Below are 18243 nucleotides of genomic sequence, written 5' to 3' on the forward strand. Positions count from 1 at the left end.
AAATGACATCGGGGAGAGAATTATTATGAACTTAAAAGGAAGAAACTTTCTGACACTGAAAGACTTTACACCGGAGGAGATCACATATCTTATTGATTTATCCGCAGAACTTAAAGCAAAGAAGAAAGCCGGCGAGCTTCACGAATATTACAGAGGCAAAAATATTGCACTTATTTTTGAAAAAACAAGTACAAGAACCCGCTGCTCTTTTGAGGTAGCTGCCCATGATCTTGGAATGGGAAGCACATACCTGGATCCGACAGGTTCTCAGATCGGTAAGAAAGAAAGCATTGCAGATACAGCAAGAGTTCTGGGAAGAATGTATGATGGTATCGAATATCGTGGATTTGGTCAGGAAGTCGTAGAAGAGCTTGCAAAACATGCAGGTGTTCCGGTATGGAATGGCCTTACGAACGAATATCATCCGACACAGATGATCGCTGATATGCTGACAATCCGTGAGCATTTCGGAGATTTAAAAGGACGTAAGCTTGTATACATGGGTGATGCCCGCTACAATATGGGTAATTCCCTGATGATTGCCTGCACAAAACTTGGCATGCATTTCGTAGCCTGCACAACTAAGAAATATTTCCCGAATGCAGAGTTAGTTGCTCAGTGCGAGGAATATGCAAAAGCATCCGGCGGAAGCATCACTCTGACAGAGGATGTTCAGGAAGGAACAAAGGATGCAGACGTTATCTATACAGACGTATGGGTATCCATGGGTGAGCCGGATGAGGTATGGACAGAGAGAATCCATGATCTGACACCTTATAAAGTAACAAAGGACGTTATGAAGAACGCAGGAGAGAAAGCAATCTTCCTTCACTGTCTGCCTGCATTCCATGACCTTAAGACAAAGATCGGCAAGGAAATGGGCGAGAGATTCAATCTGACAGACATGGAAGTAACAGACGAAGTATTTGAATCTGAGCAGTCCAAAGTATTTGATGAGGCAGAGAACCGTATGCATACCATCAAAGCTGTTATGGTAGCAACATTAGGAGAGCCGGAGAACAAATAATGGCACATCTGTATAATGAAGAAACAATTTCACAGGCGATAGACACAAAATGGGCGGGCAAAACCGTCCATTTTGCAAAAGAAACAGATTCTACCAATTCATGGATCAAGCGTCTGGCAAAAGATGGTGCAGAGCATGGAACTCTGGCAGTTGCGGAATTTCAGTCTGCGGGAAGAGGGCGTTTTGACAGAAGATGGGAAGCACCGGAGGGCAGCTCTATTATGATGACACTGCTCTTACGTCCGGAATTTTCACCGCAGTATGCGTCTATGCTGACACTGGTTATGGGAATGGCAGTGGCACAGGCAGCAGAGGAACTGGGGTTTAACGTAAGTATTAAATGGCCCAATGATATTGTGATCTCTAAGAAGAAAATCTGTGGTATCCTGACCGAGATGGGAACAAATGGTGTGAAGATCAATTATGTTCTCATCGGAGTAGGAATCAATGTAAACCTGAAAGAATTTCCGGAAGAAATGCAGGACAAAGCGACTTCGCTGATTCTGGAGGGCGGTCGTGAATATGACAGAAATCAGGTGATTGCACTGGTGATGAAATATTTCGAGATCAACTATGAGAAATTTATCCAGACCTGTGATTTTACTCATCTGCTGGATGATTACCACAGAATCCTTGCAAATCTGAACCAGCCGGTCAGAGTGATCGATGGTGACAGAAGTTTCGAAGGAATCTGCAGGGGGATTGATGAAAAAGGTGAACTGCTTGTGGAAAGGCAGAATAAAGAAGTTGTGAAAGTCAGCGCAGGAGAGGTTTCGGTGCGTGGACTTTACAGCTATGTATAAAGATTCTGAATAATTTCGAAAGAGGGAAACAGTAATTTATGTATCAGGACAACATTACTCTCTGCGGCGCAAGTGCCTATGAGAAGAAATTTTATTTTAATCAGGATTTCAATGCACTTCCGGATCATGTGAAGAAAGAACTTCAGATCATGTGTGTTCTTTACACAGAGGATGTAGGAGGAATCCTGACTCTGGAATTTGACGAAAACGGCAGACTTCAGTTTAAAACAGAAGCTCTGGAAGCAGATGCCCGCTACGATGAGATCGGAAGCGGACTGAAGATCAAACAGCTTCAGCAGGACAAGAAAGAACTTCTGGAATCTCTGGAAATGTATTATAAAGTATTCTTTCTCGGAGACATCCCGGAAGAAGAACTGAAGAAAACATCGGGCAGTGAGGACTGAATCCATGCAGACAAGGAATGAGCCGGTACAGGCAAGAGAACCATTCATGAAGATGCAGTGGAAAATAGGAAACGTACAGATTGATAATCCGTTTGTTCTTGCACCAATGGCAGGTGTCACAGACCTGCCATTTCGAACGCTCTGTAAAGAGCAGGGGGCCGGACTGATCTGTATGGAAATGATCAGTGCAAAAGCGATTTCTTTTCACAATAAAAACACTATTGCCCTGATGGAGATTGATCCATGTGAGCACCCGGTTTCCATGCAGCTTTTTGGCAGTGAACCGGATCTTATGGCAGAGGTTGCGAAATCCATTGAGGACAGAGATTTCGATATCCTGGACATCAATATGGGATGCCCTGTGCCGAAGGTTGTCAATAACGGCGAGGGATCTGCATTGTTGAAGAACCCGAATCTGATTGAAGAGATCGTTCGAAAAGTATCATCTGCAATCAGTAAACCGTTGACTGTCAAGGTGCGAATCGGATTTGAGAATGAACCGGTAGATATTGTTGAAATCGCGAAACGTATTGAGGATGCGGGAGCAGCAGCACTTGCAGTGCATGGGCGCACCAGACAGCAGTACTATTCCGGCACTGCAGACTGGGATACGATCCGCAGGGTAAAAGAAGCGATTACCATTCCTGTAATTGGAAACGGGGATGTAGATTCTCCGCTGAAAGCAGAAGAACTGGTGAAACAGACCGGATGTGATGCAGTTATGGTGGGACGTGCAGTAAGGGGAAATCCCTGGTTGTTCCGCGAGCTGAACCATTATTTCCGGACAGGAGAGCTGTTGGAACGCCCGTCTGTAGAGGAAATACGTGAAATGATCCTGCGTCATGCCAGAAAACAGATTGAATTAAAAGGTGAATTCGTAGGAATACGTGAGATGCGTAAACACGTTGCCTGGTATACTGCAGGCATGCGTCACAGCGCAGGGCTCAGAAGAGAGTCAAACACCATAGAAAGTTATGAAGCTCTGGAGGCGCTTTTATCAAGATTATAATAAAAGTTAAAACAATGTGAAATGAGAAATATAAACAATAGCAAAGGCGCTCGGAATGCTTGACAATCCGGGTGCTTTTTTGTATAATACAGAAATTGTGAATATCCTAGAATAAGTCTGCCCTTTTTCAGGTATGATGTATCAGGAAGCACATAAATCCATGTAGTGATCCGGGGCGAAAAGAAACGCAGAAGACTATACCGGATGTTGAAAGGGAGTAAGGTTATTATGGAAGAAAAGAAAAACTTACTAACTTATGCAGGACTTAAAAAATTAGAAGAAGAGCTGCATGATTTAAAGGTAGTAAAGAGAAAAGAAGTAGCAGAGAAAATTAAGGAAGCCAGAGAACAGGGCGACTTATCTGAGAATGCGGAATACGATGCAGCGAAAGACGAACAGAGAGACATTGAAGCACGTATCGAAGAAATCGAGAAGATCTTAAAGAATGCTGAAGTTGTTGTAGAGGACGAAGTAGATCTGGACAAGATCAGCGTTGGATGTAAGGTTAAAGTACACGATTTTGAATTCGAAGAAGACATCGAGTTGAAGATCGTAGGTTCCACAGAGGCTAACAGCCTTGAAGGCAAAATCTCCAACGAATCTCCCGTAGGAAAAGCACTTATCGGTGCGCATACAGGCGATGTAGTAGAAGTAGAGATGCCGGCAGGAATCATGAAATACAAAGTTCTGGAGATCCAGAGAAACGTATAAGAGACAGATGACTGAGGTGCGCGTAGAGATTTATCATGCAAAGGCATAACGCGCACCTTTCTCTGACTATATAAGCAGATAATAAGAAGACAATAAGAAGTTTGTTATTTCTTATTTTTGTCTGTATATCTGATAAATTGATATTTGAAAATACAGGATTCTGTTGAATGGAATCTTCTGTTACATCTGATATCACATGGAAATGTAGAATAAATGTAACTATTCAGTAGTCTACTATCCCGCGAGGTGTTTTGGCACGTAAGTACCAAAATCCCGAGACATACAAGCCAAAATGCCATCACCGCAGGTGATTTTTAATGCATTTTGGCTCGTAACTGTGAAGGTACTGAACAGTTACGAACAAATAATAATTATACAAGTATATAAGGAGGAACCAAGGTGGCACAGCAGAAGCAGGAACAGGATTTAAACCAGTTACTGAAGGTACGTCGCGATAAACTGGCAGATCTTCAGGCTAATGGAAAAGACCCATTTCAGATCACAAAGTTTAACCAGACTCATCACTCAATGGAAGTGAAGAGTCTTTATGAAGCACATGAGGCAGAACTTCTCAAAGATCGTGCAGAAGTAGATGTAACAGGTCTTGATGAAGAACAGGCAAAGGAAGCTGTTAAGAAAGATTATGAAGAGAGAAGAGAAATCATGGACGCAAGCCCGATTCACGTAGCGATCGCAGGCCGTATGATGTTCAAGAGAGTTATGGGTAAGGCTTCTTTCTGCAATATCCAGGATTTACAGGGAAATATTCAGGTATATGTAGCAAGAGATGCGATCGGAGCAGATTCTTATGCAGATTTTAAGAAATCCGATATCGGTGATATCTTCGGACTGGAAGGTTTTGCATTCAGAACAAGAACAGGTGAGATTTCTATCCATGCAGAAAGCATGACTCTTCTTTCCAAGAGCTTACAGATTCTTCCTGAGAAATTCCATGGACTGACAGATACAGATATGCGTTATCGTCAGAGATATGTAGACCTTATCATGAATCAGGACAGCAAGAACGTATTTATCAAACGTTCCCAGATTCTGAAAGAAATCCGTAACTTCCTTGCAGACCGTGACTTCATGGAAGTGGAAACTCCGATGCTGGTTGCAAATGCAGGCGGTGCTGCAGCAAGACCGTTTGAAACTCATTATAATGCATTGAACGAAGATGTTAAGCTTCGTATTTCTCTTGAGCTTTATCTGAAGAGACTGATCGTTGGTGGTCTTGAGAGAGTTTATGAGATCGGACGTGTATTCCGTAATGAAGGTGTAGATACCCGTCATAATCCGGAGTTTACTCTGATGGAGCTTTATCAGGCATATACAGATTATGAAGGCATGATGGAACTGACTGAGTCTATGTTCCGTTATCTGGCAGAGAAGGTTTGTGGTTCTGCGAAGATTTCCTACAATGGTATCGAGATCGACCTCAGCAAACCTTTTGAACGTCTGACCATGAATGATGCGATCAAGAAATATGCAGGAATTGACTTTGATGAAGTTGCAGATGATGAAGCAGCTAAGAAGCTTGCAGATGAGCATCATATTGAATATGAAGAACGTCATAAGAAGGGTGATATCATCAACCTGTTCTTCGAGGAATACTGTGAAAAAGAACTGATCCAGCCAACATTTATCATGGATCATCCGATCGAGATTTCTCCGCTGACAAAGAAGAAACCTTCTGATCCGAATAAGGTAGAGCGTTTCGAGCTGTTCATTAATACATGGGAAATGTGTAACGCATATTCCGAGCTCAATGACCCGATTGACCAGAGAGAGCGTTTCAAAGCACAGGATGCTCTTGCTGACGCAGGAGATGAGGAAGCAAACCACACAGATGAAGACTTCCTGAATGCACTGGAGATCGGTATGCCGCCTACAGGTGGTATCGGATACGGAATCGACCGTCTGGTTATGCTGCTTACAGACAGCCAGGCAATCCGTGACGTACTGCTGTTCCCGACAATGAAGTCCCAGGGCGCTGCTAAGAACGAAGCAAACAACGTTGCGCAGGCTAAAACGGTTTCAGAAAAGCCAGTTGAGAAGATTGATTTTTCAAAGGTAGAAATCGAACCATTGTTCAAAGATGAGGTAGATTTTGAGACTTTCAGCAAGTCCGATTTCCGTGCAGTAAAGGTAAAAGAGTGTGTCGCAGTGCCGAAGTCAAAGAAACTTTTACAGTTTACTCTGGATGATGGAACAGGCGTAGAACGTACCATTTTAAGCGGTATTCACGCATTCTACGAACCAGAAGAACTGGTAGGTAAGACACTTATAGCTATCACAAATCTGCCACCTAGAGCAATGATGGGAATTGAATCTTGTGGAATGTTACTTAGTGCAATCCATGAAGAAGAGGGCGAAGAAAAACTTCATCTTCTGATGGTAGATGACCATATTCCGGCTGGTGCAAAATTATATTAATATCAGGACACTTCGCTTTTAGTGAAATACTAAAGGCGGAGTGTTATTTATATTATAGGAAATTACTCTGTAATGTTCCTATAATATAAATAACACTCCGGGCAGGATCGCACTGCGATGGAGAGTAATGATACTGCTGCAGGTATGCCATATATGGCATATATAAGGCACAAAAAGGAATATGTCAATATCCCCCCGCAGGGCTTACTGATGTCAGAATTGTCTGATATCATAAAAGCCAGTTACCAATAAAGAAAAAGCGAGGGAACATGAAATGAAAAAGGGTTTATTGACAATGGCCGGAGTGCTTCTGACTGTATCACTGGTCAGTGCCGGAACAACAGTGCCTGTACTGGCAGAGGAAGAAACAACACTGGTATACGGAAGCGGAGATTATACCAGGATCAATCCTGCTATGGATGAACATGGAGAGATCAATATTCTGATCTTCAACGGTTTAACTGCACATGACGGAGAGAATCAGGTAGTTCCGGGACTGGCAGAGAGCTGGGATTTTGATGATGAAACCAATACTTATACATTCCATATGGCAGAAGATGCCAAGTGGCAGGACGGCGAACCTGTGACAGCAGAGGATGTTAAATTTACTATTGAAGCGATCATGGATCCGGAAAATGGTTCTGAGAATGCACCCAACTACGAGGACGTAGAGGAAATCAATGTTATTGATGATCATACGGTTGCGTTCAAGCTTGAGGACAAAAACGTTGCATTCCTTGACTATATGACAATGGCAGTTCTTCCTAAGCATCTGCTTGAGGGAGAAGATATGCAGACTTCTGACTTCTTCCGTAACCCGGTAGGAACAGGTCCATACAAGATTGAATCCTGGGATGAGGGACAGGCGATCACACTGGTTAAGAATGAAGATTATTTCAAGGGTGAGCCTTCCATCGATAAAATTGTATTCAAGATCGTACCGGATGACAATGCGAAAGCACTTCAGTTAAAATCCGGAGAACTTGATCTGGCATTATTAACACCAAAGGATGCAGCTGCTTTTGCAGATGATGAGGCATATACATGCTACGATATGAAGACTTCTGACTATCGTGGAATCATGTTTAACTTTGGAAATGAATACTGGCAGAAAAACCGTGATCTGATCCCGGCAGTATGCTATGGGCTTGACCGTCAGGCGATCATCGACGCAGTTATCCTTGGACAGGGAATGCCGGCTTATGGACCTCTTCAGAGAAATATCTACAATTATGAAGATGTAGAGCATTATGATTACAATCCTGAAAAAGCAAAAGAAATTCTGGAAGCTGCAGGATGCGAGATGGGTGATGACGGATTCTATTATCGTGACGGCGAAAAAGTGGGATTTGTGATCAGCGTAAGTGCAGGAGATCAGGTACGTATTGATATGGCTCAGATCGCAGCACAGGAACTGAAAGAGATTGGCATGGATGTATCAGTAGAGATCCCTGCACAGACAGACTGGGCAGGACAGATGGCATTCCTGATCGGATGGGGAAGCCCATTTGACGCTGACGACCATACATACAAAGTATTCGGAACAGATAAGGGAGCAAACTACTCCGGCTATTCTAATGCAGACGTTGACAAGTATCTGACAGAAGCAAGACAGTCAGCTGATCCGGAAGTTCGTGCAGAAGCCTATGCTAATTTCCAGAAAGCTCTGGCAGAGGATCCGGCTTATGCAATGATCTGCTATATTGATGCCAACTATGTTGCTGACAGCAATATTAAAGGAATCGATCCTGATACAATTATGGGACATCATGGAGTTGGAATCTTCTGGAATGTAGCAGACTGGACTATTGAATAAAAAGATAAAGGTTGTGACGGGGGCACTAAAGGTGCCCCCTTTTTACACGAGCGGAAAAAGGATTGAAAATGGAACATTTATTAGAGGTTAAAAATCTTTCAGTCAGCATTGACGGTCCTGCCGGAGAAGTCCAGGCAGTAAGAGAAGTGTCTTTTTCATTAAAAAAGGGAGAGGTGCTGGCTATAGTTGGAGAATCCGGATGCGGGAAGAGTGTGCTTTGCAAAAGTATCATGAAGCTTTTGCCACCAAGCGCAAAAATAAAAGAGGGAAGCATCTGTGTGAACGGACAGGATATCACCTGTTACAGGGAAAAGGAGATGCAGAAACTGCGTGGAAGAGTTTTTTCGATGATCTTTCAGGATCCTATGACATCCCTGAATCCAACTATTAAAATTGGAAAACAGATTGGGGAAGCAGTGGTGATCCACAATAAGAACTACACGAAGGAACAGGTAAATAAGAAGGTTCTGGAGCTTATGGAACTGGTAGGTATCTCCCATCCAAAGGAACGATATCATCAGTATCCCTGGCAGTTCTCCGGAGGAATGCGTCAGAGATGTGTTATGGCCATTGCTCTGGCAGCAGATCCGGATATTTTATTTGCAGATGAACCAACTACTGCACTGGATGTGACCATACAGGCACAGATTCTGGATCTTCTGCGGGAAATACAGATGAAGCTTGGAACAGCTACCATACTGGTATCCCATGATCTGGGGGTGGTTGCACGTGTGGCAGACAGAGTGGCAGTCATGTATGCAGGCAAGATCGTAGAGATCGGTACAGCAGAGGAAGTGTATTATGATCCCAGACATCCATACACATGGGGGCTGATGAGATCATTGCCTGCATTTGCAAATGGAAAAGAAAGCCTGTACACTATCCCTGGCATGCCTCCTACTTTGATAGATCCGCCGAAAGGTGATGCTTTTGCATGTAGAAACGAATATGCCCTGAATATTGATTATGAAGAAATGCCACCTATGTTTAAGATAACAGATACTCATTATGCGGCAACCTGGCTGCTGGATCCAAGAGCACCGCAGATCAAATCACCTATGGGAGGAATCGTCCATGAGTAAAGAAATTTTATTGGATGTCAGGCATCTGACTCAGCAGTTTCATCTGACAAAAAAGATCAAGGTAAAGGCTGTAGATGATGTCTCATTTCAGATCCATAAAGGTGAGATCTTTGGTCTGGTAGGGGAATCTGGTTCAGGAAAGTCCACAGTTGCCAGATGTCTGATGAATATATATCAGCCGGCTCAGGGAGAAATCTGGTATAAAGATGTAAATATCTGCGACAAAAAGGAATTCAAAAAGCATAAAAAAATGCTGCAGACCCGCCGCCAGATGATATTTCAGGATTCCGCATCCAGTCTGAACCAGAAAATGAAGGTATCAGATATTATTACGGAACCAATGAGGATTCAGCATATTACACCTCCGAGAGGAAGCTTTGTGAAGGAAGCTGCCTTTCAGATGGAATATGTAGGTCTTGAGAGTAGTTTCCTGGATCGTTATCCATCTGAATTATCAGGGGGACAAAGACAGCGAGTGGCCATAGCCAGATCTCTGTGTATGGAACCGGAATTTCTGGTGGCTGATGAACCGATAGCTTCTCTGGATGTGTCCATACAGGCCCAGATCGTCAATCTGTTCCGTCATTTGCAGGAGGAGCATGGATTTACATTTCTGTTTATAGCTCATGACCTGGCTATGGTTGAGTATCTCTGTGACCGTGTGGGAGTTATGTATCATGGAAAACTGGTAGAACTGGCGCCATCGGAAGAATTGTATTCCCATCCGGTGCATCCTTATACAAAAACCTTGCTGTCTGCAATTCCTGTTCCTGACCCGATCAGGGAGAGAAAAAGAGTTCTGCAGTACTATGATGGCGAAGGAATGGAAAACAGCGTGTGGACAGAAGTGTCACCCGGACATTTTGCAATGCTTCCGGCTGAAGGAAAGGGGTGCAGTATATAATGAGACAAAAAAAGTTAGTCTACTATGGTAAAAAATGCCTGATATTCCTGATCTCAGTATTTATATTGTCTGTAGCTGTATTTTATGTAGCCCGTCTTGCACCGGGAGATCCGCTGATCTCCTATTATGGTGACCGTACAGAGAAGATGAGTCCGGAAGAACGTGAATGGGCTATGGGAAAGCTGGGATTGAACGAACCGATTTCTGTGCAGTATGTGAAGTGGGTAAAAAATGCCTTTCATGGAGAATTTGGAATTTCATTTAAATATAAACAGGATGTGGTAGAAGTGATCGGCGGCCGTATTGGCAATACACTTGTACTTGGAGGAATCGGATTTATCATTATGTTTGCCGGAGCCTTGCTCCTGGGAATCCTGTGTGCCTGGTACGAAAACCGGCTGGCAGACCGGATCCTGTGTAAGCTGGGAACCATATCCAGCTGTATTCCTGAGTTCTGGATGGCTCTGGTCCTGATCCTTGTTTTTTCTGTAAATCTTAAGATCCTGCCAAGCAGTGGAGCTTACAGTACAGGAAATGCAGGAGATATCGGTGACAGAGTGCTGCATCTGATGATGCCTCTGACCATCGTGGTCATGGAGCATTTATGGTATTATGCTTACATGATCCGAAATAAGATCCTTGAAGAGGTTCGCGCAGATTATGTACTTTTGGCAAAGGCAAAAGGCCTGGATAAGAAAAAGCTTATGTTCAGACATTGTGTCCGAAATGTAATGCCTGCTTATCTGAGTATTATGGCCATTGCAGTCCCCCATGTACTTGGAGGAACCTATGTGGTAGAAAGTGTATTCTCTTATCCCGGAATCGGAGCTCTGTCCTATGAGAGTGCCAGATATCATGATTACAATCTGCTGATGCTGCTTTGTATGATGTCAGGAATCCTGGTTATTTTCTGTAATATCGTCAGTCAGACTATTAATGAACAGATAGATCCCCGTATGAAGGATGAAGTAATAACCGAGAAATCGGAGGTAGTAGAAGGATGACCAATCATTTATTTGAACTGGCAGGAAACAGAAAGACAGAAACCGTAATTCCCAAATCAAAGAAAAAGTGGTATCAGGGAAAACCCGTTGTTTCAGCAGCAATCCTGATTCTTATCGTACTGGGCTGCCTGTGTGCGGAACTGATCATGACAAAGGATCCTGCTTATATGGATCTGTTAAACTATAATAAAGCTCCTGACAGGGAGTTCCTTTTTGGAACAGATACTATGGGAAGGGATATTTTTTCCATGATTTGGTATGGAGGAAGAATCTCGATCCTGATCGGTGGATTAGCCACAGTTATTTCTACTTTTATTGCAGTGGTAGTCGGTGCCTTCAGTGGAGTGGCACCTGCTTGGCTTGATGAACTGATCATGAGATTTACAGAAATATTCTTAAGTATACCAACTCTGCTCCTGATCATTTTGCTGCAGGCTATCATGGGGGAGGCCAATATCCTGAGTCTGTCCTTTGTGATCGGTGTGACCAGCTGGACCAGTATTGCGAAAGTAGTACGCACAGAGGTACGGCAGATACGAAACAGTGAGTATATCATCGCAGCAAGATGTATGGGAGCAGGATTCTTCCGTATTTTGTGGAAGCACCTGGTACCGAACTTTTTTTCATCCATTATGTTTATGGTAGTCATGAATGTAAGAACTGCAATGATCTCTGAAGCTACTTTAAGTTTTATGGGTATTGGACTTCCGATAGAGGTTATCACATGGGGAAGTATGCTGTCTCTGTCAGATAAGGCATTAATGACAGGTTCCTGGTGGATCATTCTGATTCCCGGACTTTTCCTGATCACCACAGTGCTCTGCCTGACCAATATAGGAAATGCCTGCAGAGAGCAGACAAACAGAAAAGAAAGTAACTTTTAAAATTTGACCGAAATCTCGCTGCCTTGTTGCTGATTTGTCTGATTTATGATATTATGGAAATATCTTAAAAAATCTAAAAAACAAGGCAGGAGTGGTCAAAATGTATCAGGAAGAATACAAACGTTGGTTGGCAGCAGATCTGCAGGATGCGGATCTTAATCCGGAATTATCCAAAATCGAAGGAAATGATGAAGAGATCAAAGATCGTTTCGCAGTAGCGCTGAAATTCGGAACAGCCGGACTTCGCGGAGTTCTCGGAGCCGGAACCAACCGTATGAATATTTATGTAGTTCGCCAGGCAACACAGGGACTTGCGAACTGGGTAAAAACACAGGGCGGTAATCAGACAGTAGCCATCAGCTATGACAGCCGTCTTAAGAGTGATGTATTTGCAAAAACAGCAGCAGGCGTACTGGCGGCAAATGATATCAATGTCAGAATTTATGACGCACTGATGCCTGTACCTGCACTTTCCTTTGCAACACGTTACTATGAATGCAATGCAGGTATTATGGTAACAGCATCCCACAACCCGGCTAAGTACAACGGATATAAAGCATACGGTCCTGACGGATGCCAGATGACAGACGATGCAGCTGCCATTGTATATGAAGAGATCCAGAAAACAGACGTACTTACAGGTGCGAAATATATGTCCTTCGCAGAAGGCGTAGAACAGGGAAAGATCCGTTTTGTAGGAGATGACTGCAAGCAGGCTCTCTATGAAGCTATCGAATCCCGTCAGGTTCGTCCGGGTCTCTGCAAGACAGCAGGACTGAAACTGGTTTACAGCCCGTTAAACGGATCAGGACTTGTACCTGTAACTCAGGTATTAAAGGACATCGGAATTACAGATATCACAATCGTTCCGGAACAGGAATATCCGAACGGATACTTCACAACCTGCAGTTATCCGAACCCGGAAATCTTTGCAGCTCTGGAGCTTGGATTAAACCTCGCAAAAGAAACAGGTGCAGACTTAATGCTTGCAACTGACCCGGATGCAGACCGTGTTGGTATCGCAATGAAATGCCCGGATGGTTCCTATGAGCTGGTAACAGGTAATGAGGTAGGTGTACTCCTTCTTGATTATATCTGTGCAGGCCGTATCGAAAAAGGTACAATGCCAAAGAACCCGGTAGCAGTGAAATCCATTGTTTCCACACCACTTGCAGATGCAGTTGCAGAGCACTATGGAGTAGAACTCAGAAGCGTACTTACAGGATTCAAGTGGATCGGCGATCAGATCGCACAGCTTGAAGCAGCAGATGAAGTAGACAGATTTATCTTCGGATTTGAAGAGAGCTACGGATACCTTGCAGGACCATATGTACGTGACAAGGATGCTGTTATCGGATCTATGCTGATCTGTGAAATGGCTGCATATTACAGAAGCATCGGAAGTTCCCTGAAACAGAGAATGGAAGAAATCTATGCACAGTACGGACGTTACCTGAATAAAGTAGACAGCTTCGAATTCCCGGGATTAAGCGGAATGGATAAGATGTCAGCTCTGATGCAGGGACTTCGTGACAAACCTCTCACAGAGATCGCAGGTCATGCCATCGTAAAAGTAACAGATTACCAGAAACCGGAAGAAACAGGACTTCCTGCAGCAAACGTACTGATCTACAAGCTGGATAACGGCGAGACAGTAGTTGTCCGCCCATCCGGAACAGAACCAAAGATCAAGATCTATTACACAACTCTCGGCAAGAACCTGGAAGAGGCAGAAGCTGAGAAAGAAAAGCTTGCAGAAGCATTAAAACCGATCATGGCATAAGCAATTGTAAGCAGAACTGAATAAAATATACCAAACCGGAAAGGCTGTGCTCATTGGAGGTGCAGTCTTTCTTTTTGTAACCCGCAGGGGCCTTACTGTTACTGTTCACTCCGTTCACAGTAACGACTTACTTGATTCGGTTAAATAGGATTGATATAATTAACACTCTTTGCTACAATAAAAAACAGCGAAAATAAGAATAAGACTGCTTATGAATGAAAGGAAAACATACTATGGAAGAATATGAAGTAATCAGCATCCCGGTATCTGACGGAACAGAACGGGATTTTGCGATCATGGATACCTTTGAATTTGAAGGACAGGGATATCTGGCAGTTTCTCTGATCGAAGGAGATGAGATCCAGGAGGGCGTTTACATTTACCGTTACCACAATGCAGAAGATGGAGATGTTGTGGTAGAGCAGATTACTTTGCCTGCAGAATACAAAAAGGTGACAAAATTTTACGAACAGATGTAAGCAAAAAAATATCTCGAAAAGAACCTGCATCTTGTGATAAAATAAAAAAGAAAATCAAATTTTGATCAATAAAAACAGGAGGAAAAACGATGGAAAAATCAACCGTTTATTTTACTGATTTCAGATGTCCGGTTGGCACCAGCCAGCTTGATAAACTGAAGAAACTCTGCGTTACAGCCGGAATCAAAAACATTGATATGGATGGAAAATTCGTGGCTATTAAAATGCATTTCGGAGAACTTGGCAATCTGGCTTTCCTGCGCCCAAATTACGCAAAAGCAGTAGCTGATCTCTGTAAAGAGCAGGGAGGACTTCCGTTCCTCACAGACTGCAACACTCTTTATCCGGGAAGCCGTAAGAATGCACTGGAGCATCTGGAGTGCGCAAATCTCAACGGATTTAACAGCATTTCAACAGGATGCCAGATCATCATCGGTGATGGCTTACGCGGTACAGACGAAGTAGAAGTACCGGTAGTTAACGGTGAATATTGTCAGACTGCACTGATCGGACATGCGATCATGGATGCAGATATTTTTATCAGCTTAAGCCACTTCAAAGGACATGAAGCAACCGGCTTCGGCGGTGCACTGAAGAATATCGGAATGGGATGCGGAAGCCGCGCAGGTAAGATGAAACAGCATGCCAGCGGAAAACCTGCAGTAAATGAAGAACTCTGCCGCGGATGCCGTCGCTGCGCGAAAGAGTGCGGAAGTGATGCGATTACATATCCGAATAAAAAAGCAGTCATTGATTATGATAAATGTAAAGGCTGCGGCCGTTGTATCGGAGCCTGCGGTTTTGATGCAGTATACAATCCAAACAGCAGTGCGAATGAACTTCTTGACCGTAAGATGGCAGAATATGCACAGGCAGTCTGTCATGGCCGTCCGCATTTCCATGTAGCGCTTGTTCAGGATATCAGCCCGAACTGTGACTGCCATGGCGAAAATGATGCACCAATCCTTCCTGATATCGGAATGTTTGCAAGCTTTGACCCGGTTGCTCTGGACCAGGCCTGCGCAGATGCCTGTCTGAAAGCAACTCCGATCGAGAACAGCCAGCTTGGAGAACACCTGGCAAAACCTGACTGGCATTGCCACCACGACCATTTCAAAGATTCCAACCCGAACATTGAATGGCAGGCAACACTGGATCAGGCAGAGAAGATTGGTCTGGGAACCAGACAGTATGAACTGAAGATTGTGAAATAATATGTTTATCAGCAGTGGAAAATAAATGCGAAAAAGTAATAAACAAAAAGGACCGGATGAATGAACTATATTGTCTTTGACCTGGAATGGAATCAGAATCCTTCGGGAAAGAAAACACGTAACGACAGGCTTCCATTTGAGATTATCGAGATTGGGGCTGTAAAAGTAAACAGCAAAAAAGAAATAACGGATCATTTTCACCGACTGATCAAACCACAGGTCTATAAATGGATTCATGACAGCATCCATGAGGTAATTCATGTAGATTATAAAGATCTAATGAAAGGAGTGCCCTTTGAGCAGGCAGTCAGGGAATTTATTGACTGGTGCGGAGAAGACTGGTACTTTTTTACCTGGGGAAATCAGGATGTGATGGAACTTCAGAGAAATATGAAGTTCTATGGCCTGCTGGATCTGCTTCCCGGACCTGTGACCTATTATGATGTGCAGAAACTATACAGTATCAGTTATGATGACGGTACACACAGGTGTGCATTGGAGCATGCGATCGATGAGCTGAAAATAGAGAAATCCAGGGGATTTCACCGGGCGCTTGCAGATGCGTGGTATACAGCGAAAGTCCTGGAGAAAATAAATAACATAATCATCATCAATCATCCGTCACTGGATGTTTACCAGAATCCAAAGAAGAAAAAAGACGAGATACATATTTCCTATCCGGATCATGACAAATATGTATCCAGAGAATTTGCCACAAGAGAGCGAATCATGAAAGACCGCGAGGTGACCAGCACCAGATGTCCGGTCTGTCATCTGCCTGCAAAGCGCAAACTCCGATGGTTTATGAATAATTCAAAGGTTTATTACAGCATATCCAATTGTGAAGAACATGGACTGATAAGAGGCAAGATCCGCATCCGAAAAACAGAAGATGAGAAATATTTCGCTGTGAAGACATTGCGTTTCACAGATACAGAAGAAGCGGAAGAACTTCGTGAAAGAAAAGAAGTCCTCCGCCTCAGGCGAAAACTAAAAAGAAGCGTTGAGAAGGAGATCTGAAAGGATCTCCTTTTCATATTGCATTCCATATCCGACCATATGATCGTCTAAATAATATTTACTTTTAATTCGCTTTGGACCGACAGAATTGTTCAGAAGTTTCTGCTTCTTTACAAGCTGGCTCACATCGGTTCCTGTGGGGACAGTTACGTACACATGCCTCATATAATAGAAGGAACACAGATTATTCCAGTCCTTTAACAGGTGCTTTTCGCATGGGAGAAATACTGCCGGTACCGGATTGGTATCTATATTCAAGTCTACTTTTTCAAAATTGTCGAAGCCGTAATCCAGCAGAGAAGTTGTGTCAGGAAAAGCACCGTTTGTAGAATTCAGCACAACTGCAATGAGAATGGAATTTCCCCTCTTGGCATAGGTGACAAGCGTACTTCCCGCTGCATCGGTGTATCCGGTCTTTCCTCCCAGAACCCCATCGTATGCATAAGACTGTCCGGGCATCATCTTATGGTGATTGAGAAGATAACGGGTTTCAGACTGCTTATTAGTCGGAGGAATCTCATAAACCTGTGTGGTCACAAATTTACGGAATCTGGGATTATACCAGGCTGCCTTAGCAATCTTCATCATATCACCAGCGGTGGTATAATGCGTCTCATCCGGAAGACCATTTGGATTATTAAAATGGGTGTTCTTACAGCCAAGCTGAGCTGCCCTCTGGTTCATCAGTTCAACAAACTTCTTTACAGAACCGCTTGTTTTTTCTGCCAGAGCAAGAGCCATCTCATTGGCGGATTCCAGCATCAGAGCCATCAGGGCCTGCTCTACGGTGAAAACCTCTCCTGTTTCTGCGTAAATGCTGGAGCTTCCGGCCTCAATCCCATAAGCCGCTTCCTGCGACATGGTGATCGTATCGTCCATATTCAGATGTTCACAGGCCAGAAGAGCGGTCATGATCTTAGTGATACTGGCGGGATATAGCTTATCCTTGGCATTTTTGGAATAAAGAATAGTATCAGTGACTGCATCCATCAGCACTGCGGACTGTCCCTCGATATTAGGACCTGTGGGCCATCCTTTGACAGAATCGATATCTGAGGCCTGTGAATAGGTTTCTGAATGACCGGCTTCAGGAGTGGCAGAGGTTTCGGCAGCGTAAGTGACTGCAGGCTGGGAGGTCAGAATCCCTGCACAAAGCATTCCGGTGAGGAAACGTTTCATTAATTTATGAAATTTTGTTTTAAACATTTGAAATTACCCTTCATTAAATATACATAGTAGTTGCTTTCCATATCCTAGAGCGTGTCTGAAAAATCATTCCCGCAATCTGCACGCCCCACTTTGCGGGATATTTCACCCGAATTCAGTTGCCGTAGCCCGCTACGGCGCCCTCATCCGGGCAAAATATCCCACAAATTGTGACGCACATCTTGCAGAAAGCCTTTTTCAGACACGCTCTAGTACATCGTTTTAAATGACGTTCGGACAAAATATTCTACCTTATTATATCATTAATTACAATGCCTGTGTAAAATTTATATGATAGTATGTTAACAGTGTGTTACTGTTCGGGAGTTTGACAGTAACCAGTGTTATTAAACAGTAACAGGATTACCCTAATATTCAAAAAAATACTTGACACAGTGAATTTTGTGACCTTATAATGAATCCGCATAGTTAAATAAATGATATGTCCACAAAAACGTTGA

16 protein-coding genes, 2 pseudogenes and 1 other annotated feature (1 of these 19 cut by a window edge) are annotated in these 18243 nt (G+C 43.5%); of the genes and pseudogenes, 16 read left to right on the forward strand and 2 right to left on the reverse strand.

The features are described 5' to 3' along the window. Positions 1 to 25: 25 nt before the first annotated feature. The 15 genes from argF to ACESZG_RS12665 all read left to right on the forward strand — a co-directional run bounded on the left by argF (position 26) and on the right by ACESZG_RS12665 (position 16576). On the forward strand, positions 26 to 1027 hold the full coding sequence (argF, locus tag ACESZG_RS12595) for an ornithine carbamoyltransferase (protein ID WP_008707793.1): 1002 nt from the start codon (positions 26 to 28) through the stop codon (positions 1025 to 1027). Continuing rightward, positions 1027 to 1830 carry a biotin--[acetyl-CoA-carboxylase] ligase gene (locus ACESZG_RS12600; RefSeq protein ID WP_118670091.1) on the forward strand — a complete coding sequence of 268 codons (804 nt, stop codon included), beginning with the start codon at positions 1027 to 1029 and terminating at the stop codon, positions 1828 to 1830. The genes argF and ACESZG_RS12600 overlap by 1 nt, the downstream gene beginning before the upstream one ends. A 38-nt stretch (positions 1831 to 1868) precedes the next feature. Continuing rightward, entirely contained in the window at positions 1869 to 2234 is a 366-nt protein-coding gene (locus ACESZG_RS12605) for a DUF6145 family protein (RefSeq protein WP_008707791.1), read from the forward strand. Positions 2235 to 2286: 52 nt separating this feature from the next. Further along, a complete protein-coding gene (gene dusB, locus ACESZG_RS12610) occupies positions 2287 to 3243 on the forward strand; it encodes a tRNA dihydrouridine synthase DusB (protein WP_334298411.1) in 957 nt (318 codons plus the stop codon). Between the two features lie 228 nt (positions 3244 to 3471). Further along, entirely contained in the window at positions 3472 to 3954 is a 483-nt protein-coding gene (gene greA / locus ACESZG_RS12615) for a transcription elongation factor GreA (protein WP_008707789.1), read from the forward strand. A 399-nt stretch (positions 3955 to 4353) separates the two neighbouring features. Next, the gene (lysS, locus tag ACESZG_RS12620) at positions 4354 to 6390 is read left to right on the forward strand and encodes a lysine--tRNA ligase (RefSeq protein WP_008707788.1); all 2037 of its coding nucleotides are present in this window, start codon (positions 4354 to 4356) and stop codon (positions 6388 to 6390) included. A 274-nt stretch (positions 6391 to 6664) separates the two neighbouring features. Continuing rightward, on the forward strand, positions 6665 to 8206 hold the full coding sequence (locus tag ACESZG_RS12625; RefSeq protein WP_195284581.1) for an ABC transporter substrate-binding protein: 1542 nt from the start codon (positions 6665 to 6667) through the stop codon (positions 8204 to 8206). Between the two features lie 68 nt (positions 8207 to 8274). Further along, positions 8275 to 9288, forward strand: a complete 1014-nt coding sequence (locus tag ACESZG_RS12630) for an ABC transporter ATP-binding protein (RefSeq protein WP_195284582.1) — start codon at positions 8275 to 8277, stop codon at positions 9286 to 9288. Continuing rightward, positions 9281 to 10192: an ATP-binding cassette domain-containing protein gene (locus tag ACESZG_RS12635; RefSeq protein ID WP_373218449.1), complete on the forward strand. Its 912-nt coding sequence runs from the start codon at positions 9281 to 9283 to the stop codon at positions 10190 to 10192. The genes ACESZG_RS12630 and ACESZG_RS12635 overlap by 8 nt, the downstream gene beginning before the upstream one ends. After that, positions 10192 to 11196, forward strand: coding sequence for an ABC transporter permease subunit (locus ACESZG_RS12640; RefSeq protein ID WP_177968963.1), 1005 nt, complete (start codon positions 10192 to 10194; stop codon positions 11194 to 11196). Before ACESZG_RS12635 ends, ACESZG_RS12640 begins: the two co-directional genes overlap by 1 nt. Further along, the gene (locus tag ACESZG_RS12645) at positions 11193 to 12080 is read left to right on the forward strand and encodes an ABC transporter permease (RefSeq protein WP_173703523.1); all 888 of its coding nucleotides are present in this window, start codon (positions 11193 to 11195) and stop codon (positions 12078 to 12080) included. The genes ACESZG_RS12640 and ACESZG_RS12645 overlap by 4 nt, the downstream gene beginning before the upstream one ends. Before the next feature lie 100 nt (positions 12081 to 12180). After that, positions 12181 to 13863: a phospho-sugar mutase gene (locus tag ACESZG_RS12650; RefSeq protein ID WP_055053573.1), complete on the forward strand. Its 1683-nt coding sequence runs from the start codon at positions 12181 to 12183 to the stop codon at positions 13861 to 13863. A gap of 233 nt (positions 13864 to 14096) precedes the next feature. Next, positions 14097 to 14342 carry a DUF1292 domain-containing protein gene (locus ACESZG_RS12655; protein WP_026649908.1) on the forward strand — a complete coding sequence of 82 codons (246 nt, stop codon included), beginning with the start codon at positions 14097 to 14099 and terminating at the stop codon, positions 14340 to 14342. An 89-nt stretch (positions 14343 to 14431) separates the two neighbouring features. Continuing rightward, positions 14432 to 15556 carry a DUF362 domain-containing protein gene (locus ACESZG_RS12660; protein WP_022380448.1) on the forward strand — a complete coding sequence of 375 codons (1125 nt, stop codon included), beginning with the start codon at positions 14432 to 14434 and terminating at the stop codon, positions 15554 to 15556. Positions 15557 to 15616: 60 nt separating this feature from the next. Beyond that, on the forward strand, positions 15617 to 16576 hold the full coding sequence (locus tag ACESZG_RS12665; RefSeq protein ID WP_118575817.1) for a 3'-5' exonuclease: 960 nt from the start codon (positions 15617 to 15619) through the stop codon (positions 16574 to 16576). Here ACESZG_RS12665 and ACESZG_RS12670 read toward each other — a convergent pair. Both ACESZG_RS12670 and ACESZG_RS12675 read right to left on the reverse strand, forming a co-directional pair. After that, positions 16547 to 17782: a D-alanyl-D-alanine carboxypeptidase family protein gene (locus ACESZG_RS12670; RefSeq protein WP_195284586.1), complete on the reverse strand. Its 1236-nt coding sequence runs from the start codon at positions 17780 to 17782 to the stop codon at positions 16547 to 16549. The genes ACESZG_RS12665 and ACESZG_RS12670 overlap by 30 nt on opposite strands. Before the next feature lie 16 nt (positions 17783 to 17798). Beyond that, positions 17799 to 17951 (reverse strand): annotated as a pseudogene (locus tag ACESZG_RS12675) (DUF6783 domain-containing protein). Between ACESZG_RS12675 and ACESZG_RS12680 the strand changes: the two are divergent. Further along, positions 17901 to 18008 (forward strand): annotated as a pseudogene (locus ACESZG_RS12680) (DUF6783 domain-containing protein); the annotation flags it as partial. The pseudogenes ACESZG_RS12675 and ACESZG_RS12680 sit on opposite strands and share 51 nt — an antisense overlap. A gap of 222 nt (positions 18009 to 18230) precedes the next feature. Then, positions 18231 to 18243: a binding site (T-box leader), on the forward strand (it continues 223 nt past the right edge of the window).

The organism is Blautia sp. Marseille-P2398 (genome assembly GCF_964240315.1).
In the GTDB taxonomy this organism is placed as follows: domain Bacteria; phylum Bacillota; class Clostridia; order Lachnospirales; family Lachnospiraceae; genus Blautia_A; species Blautia_A wexlerae.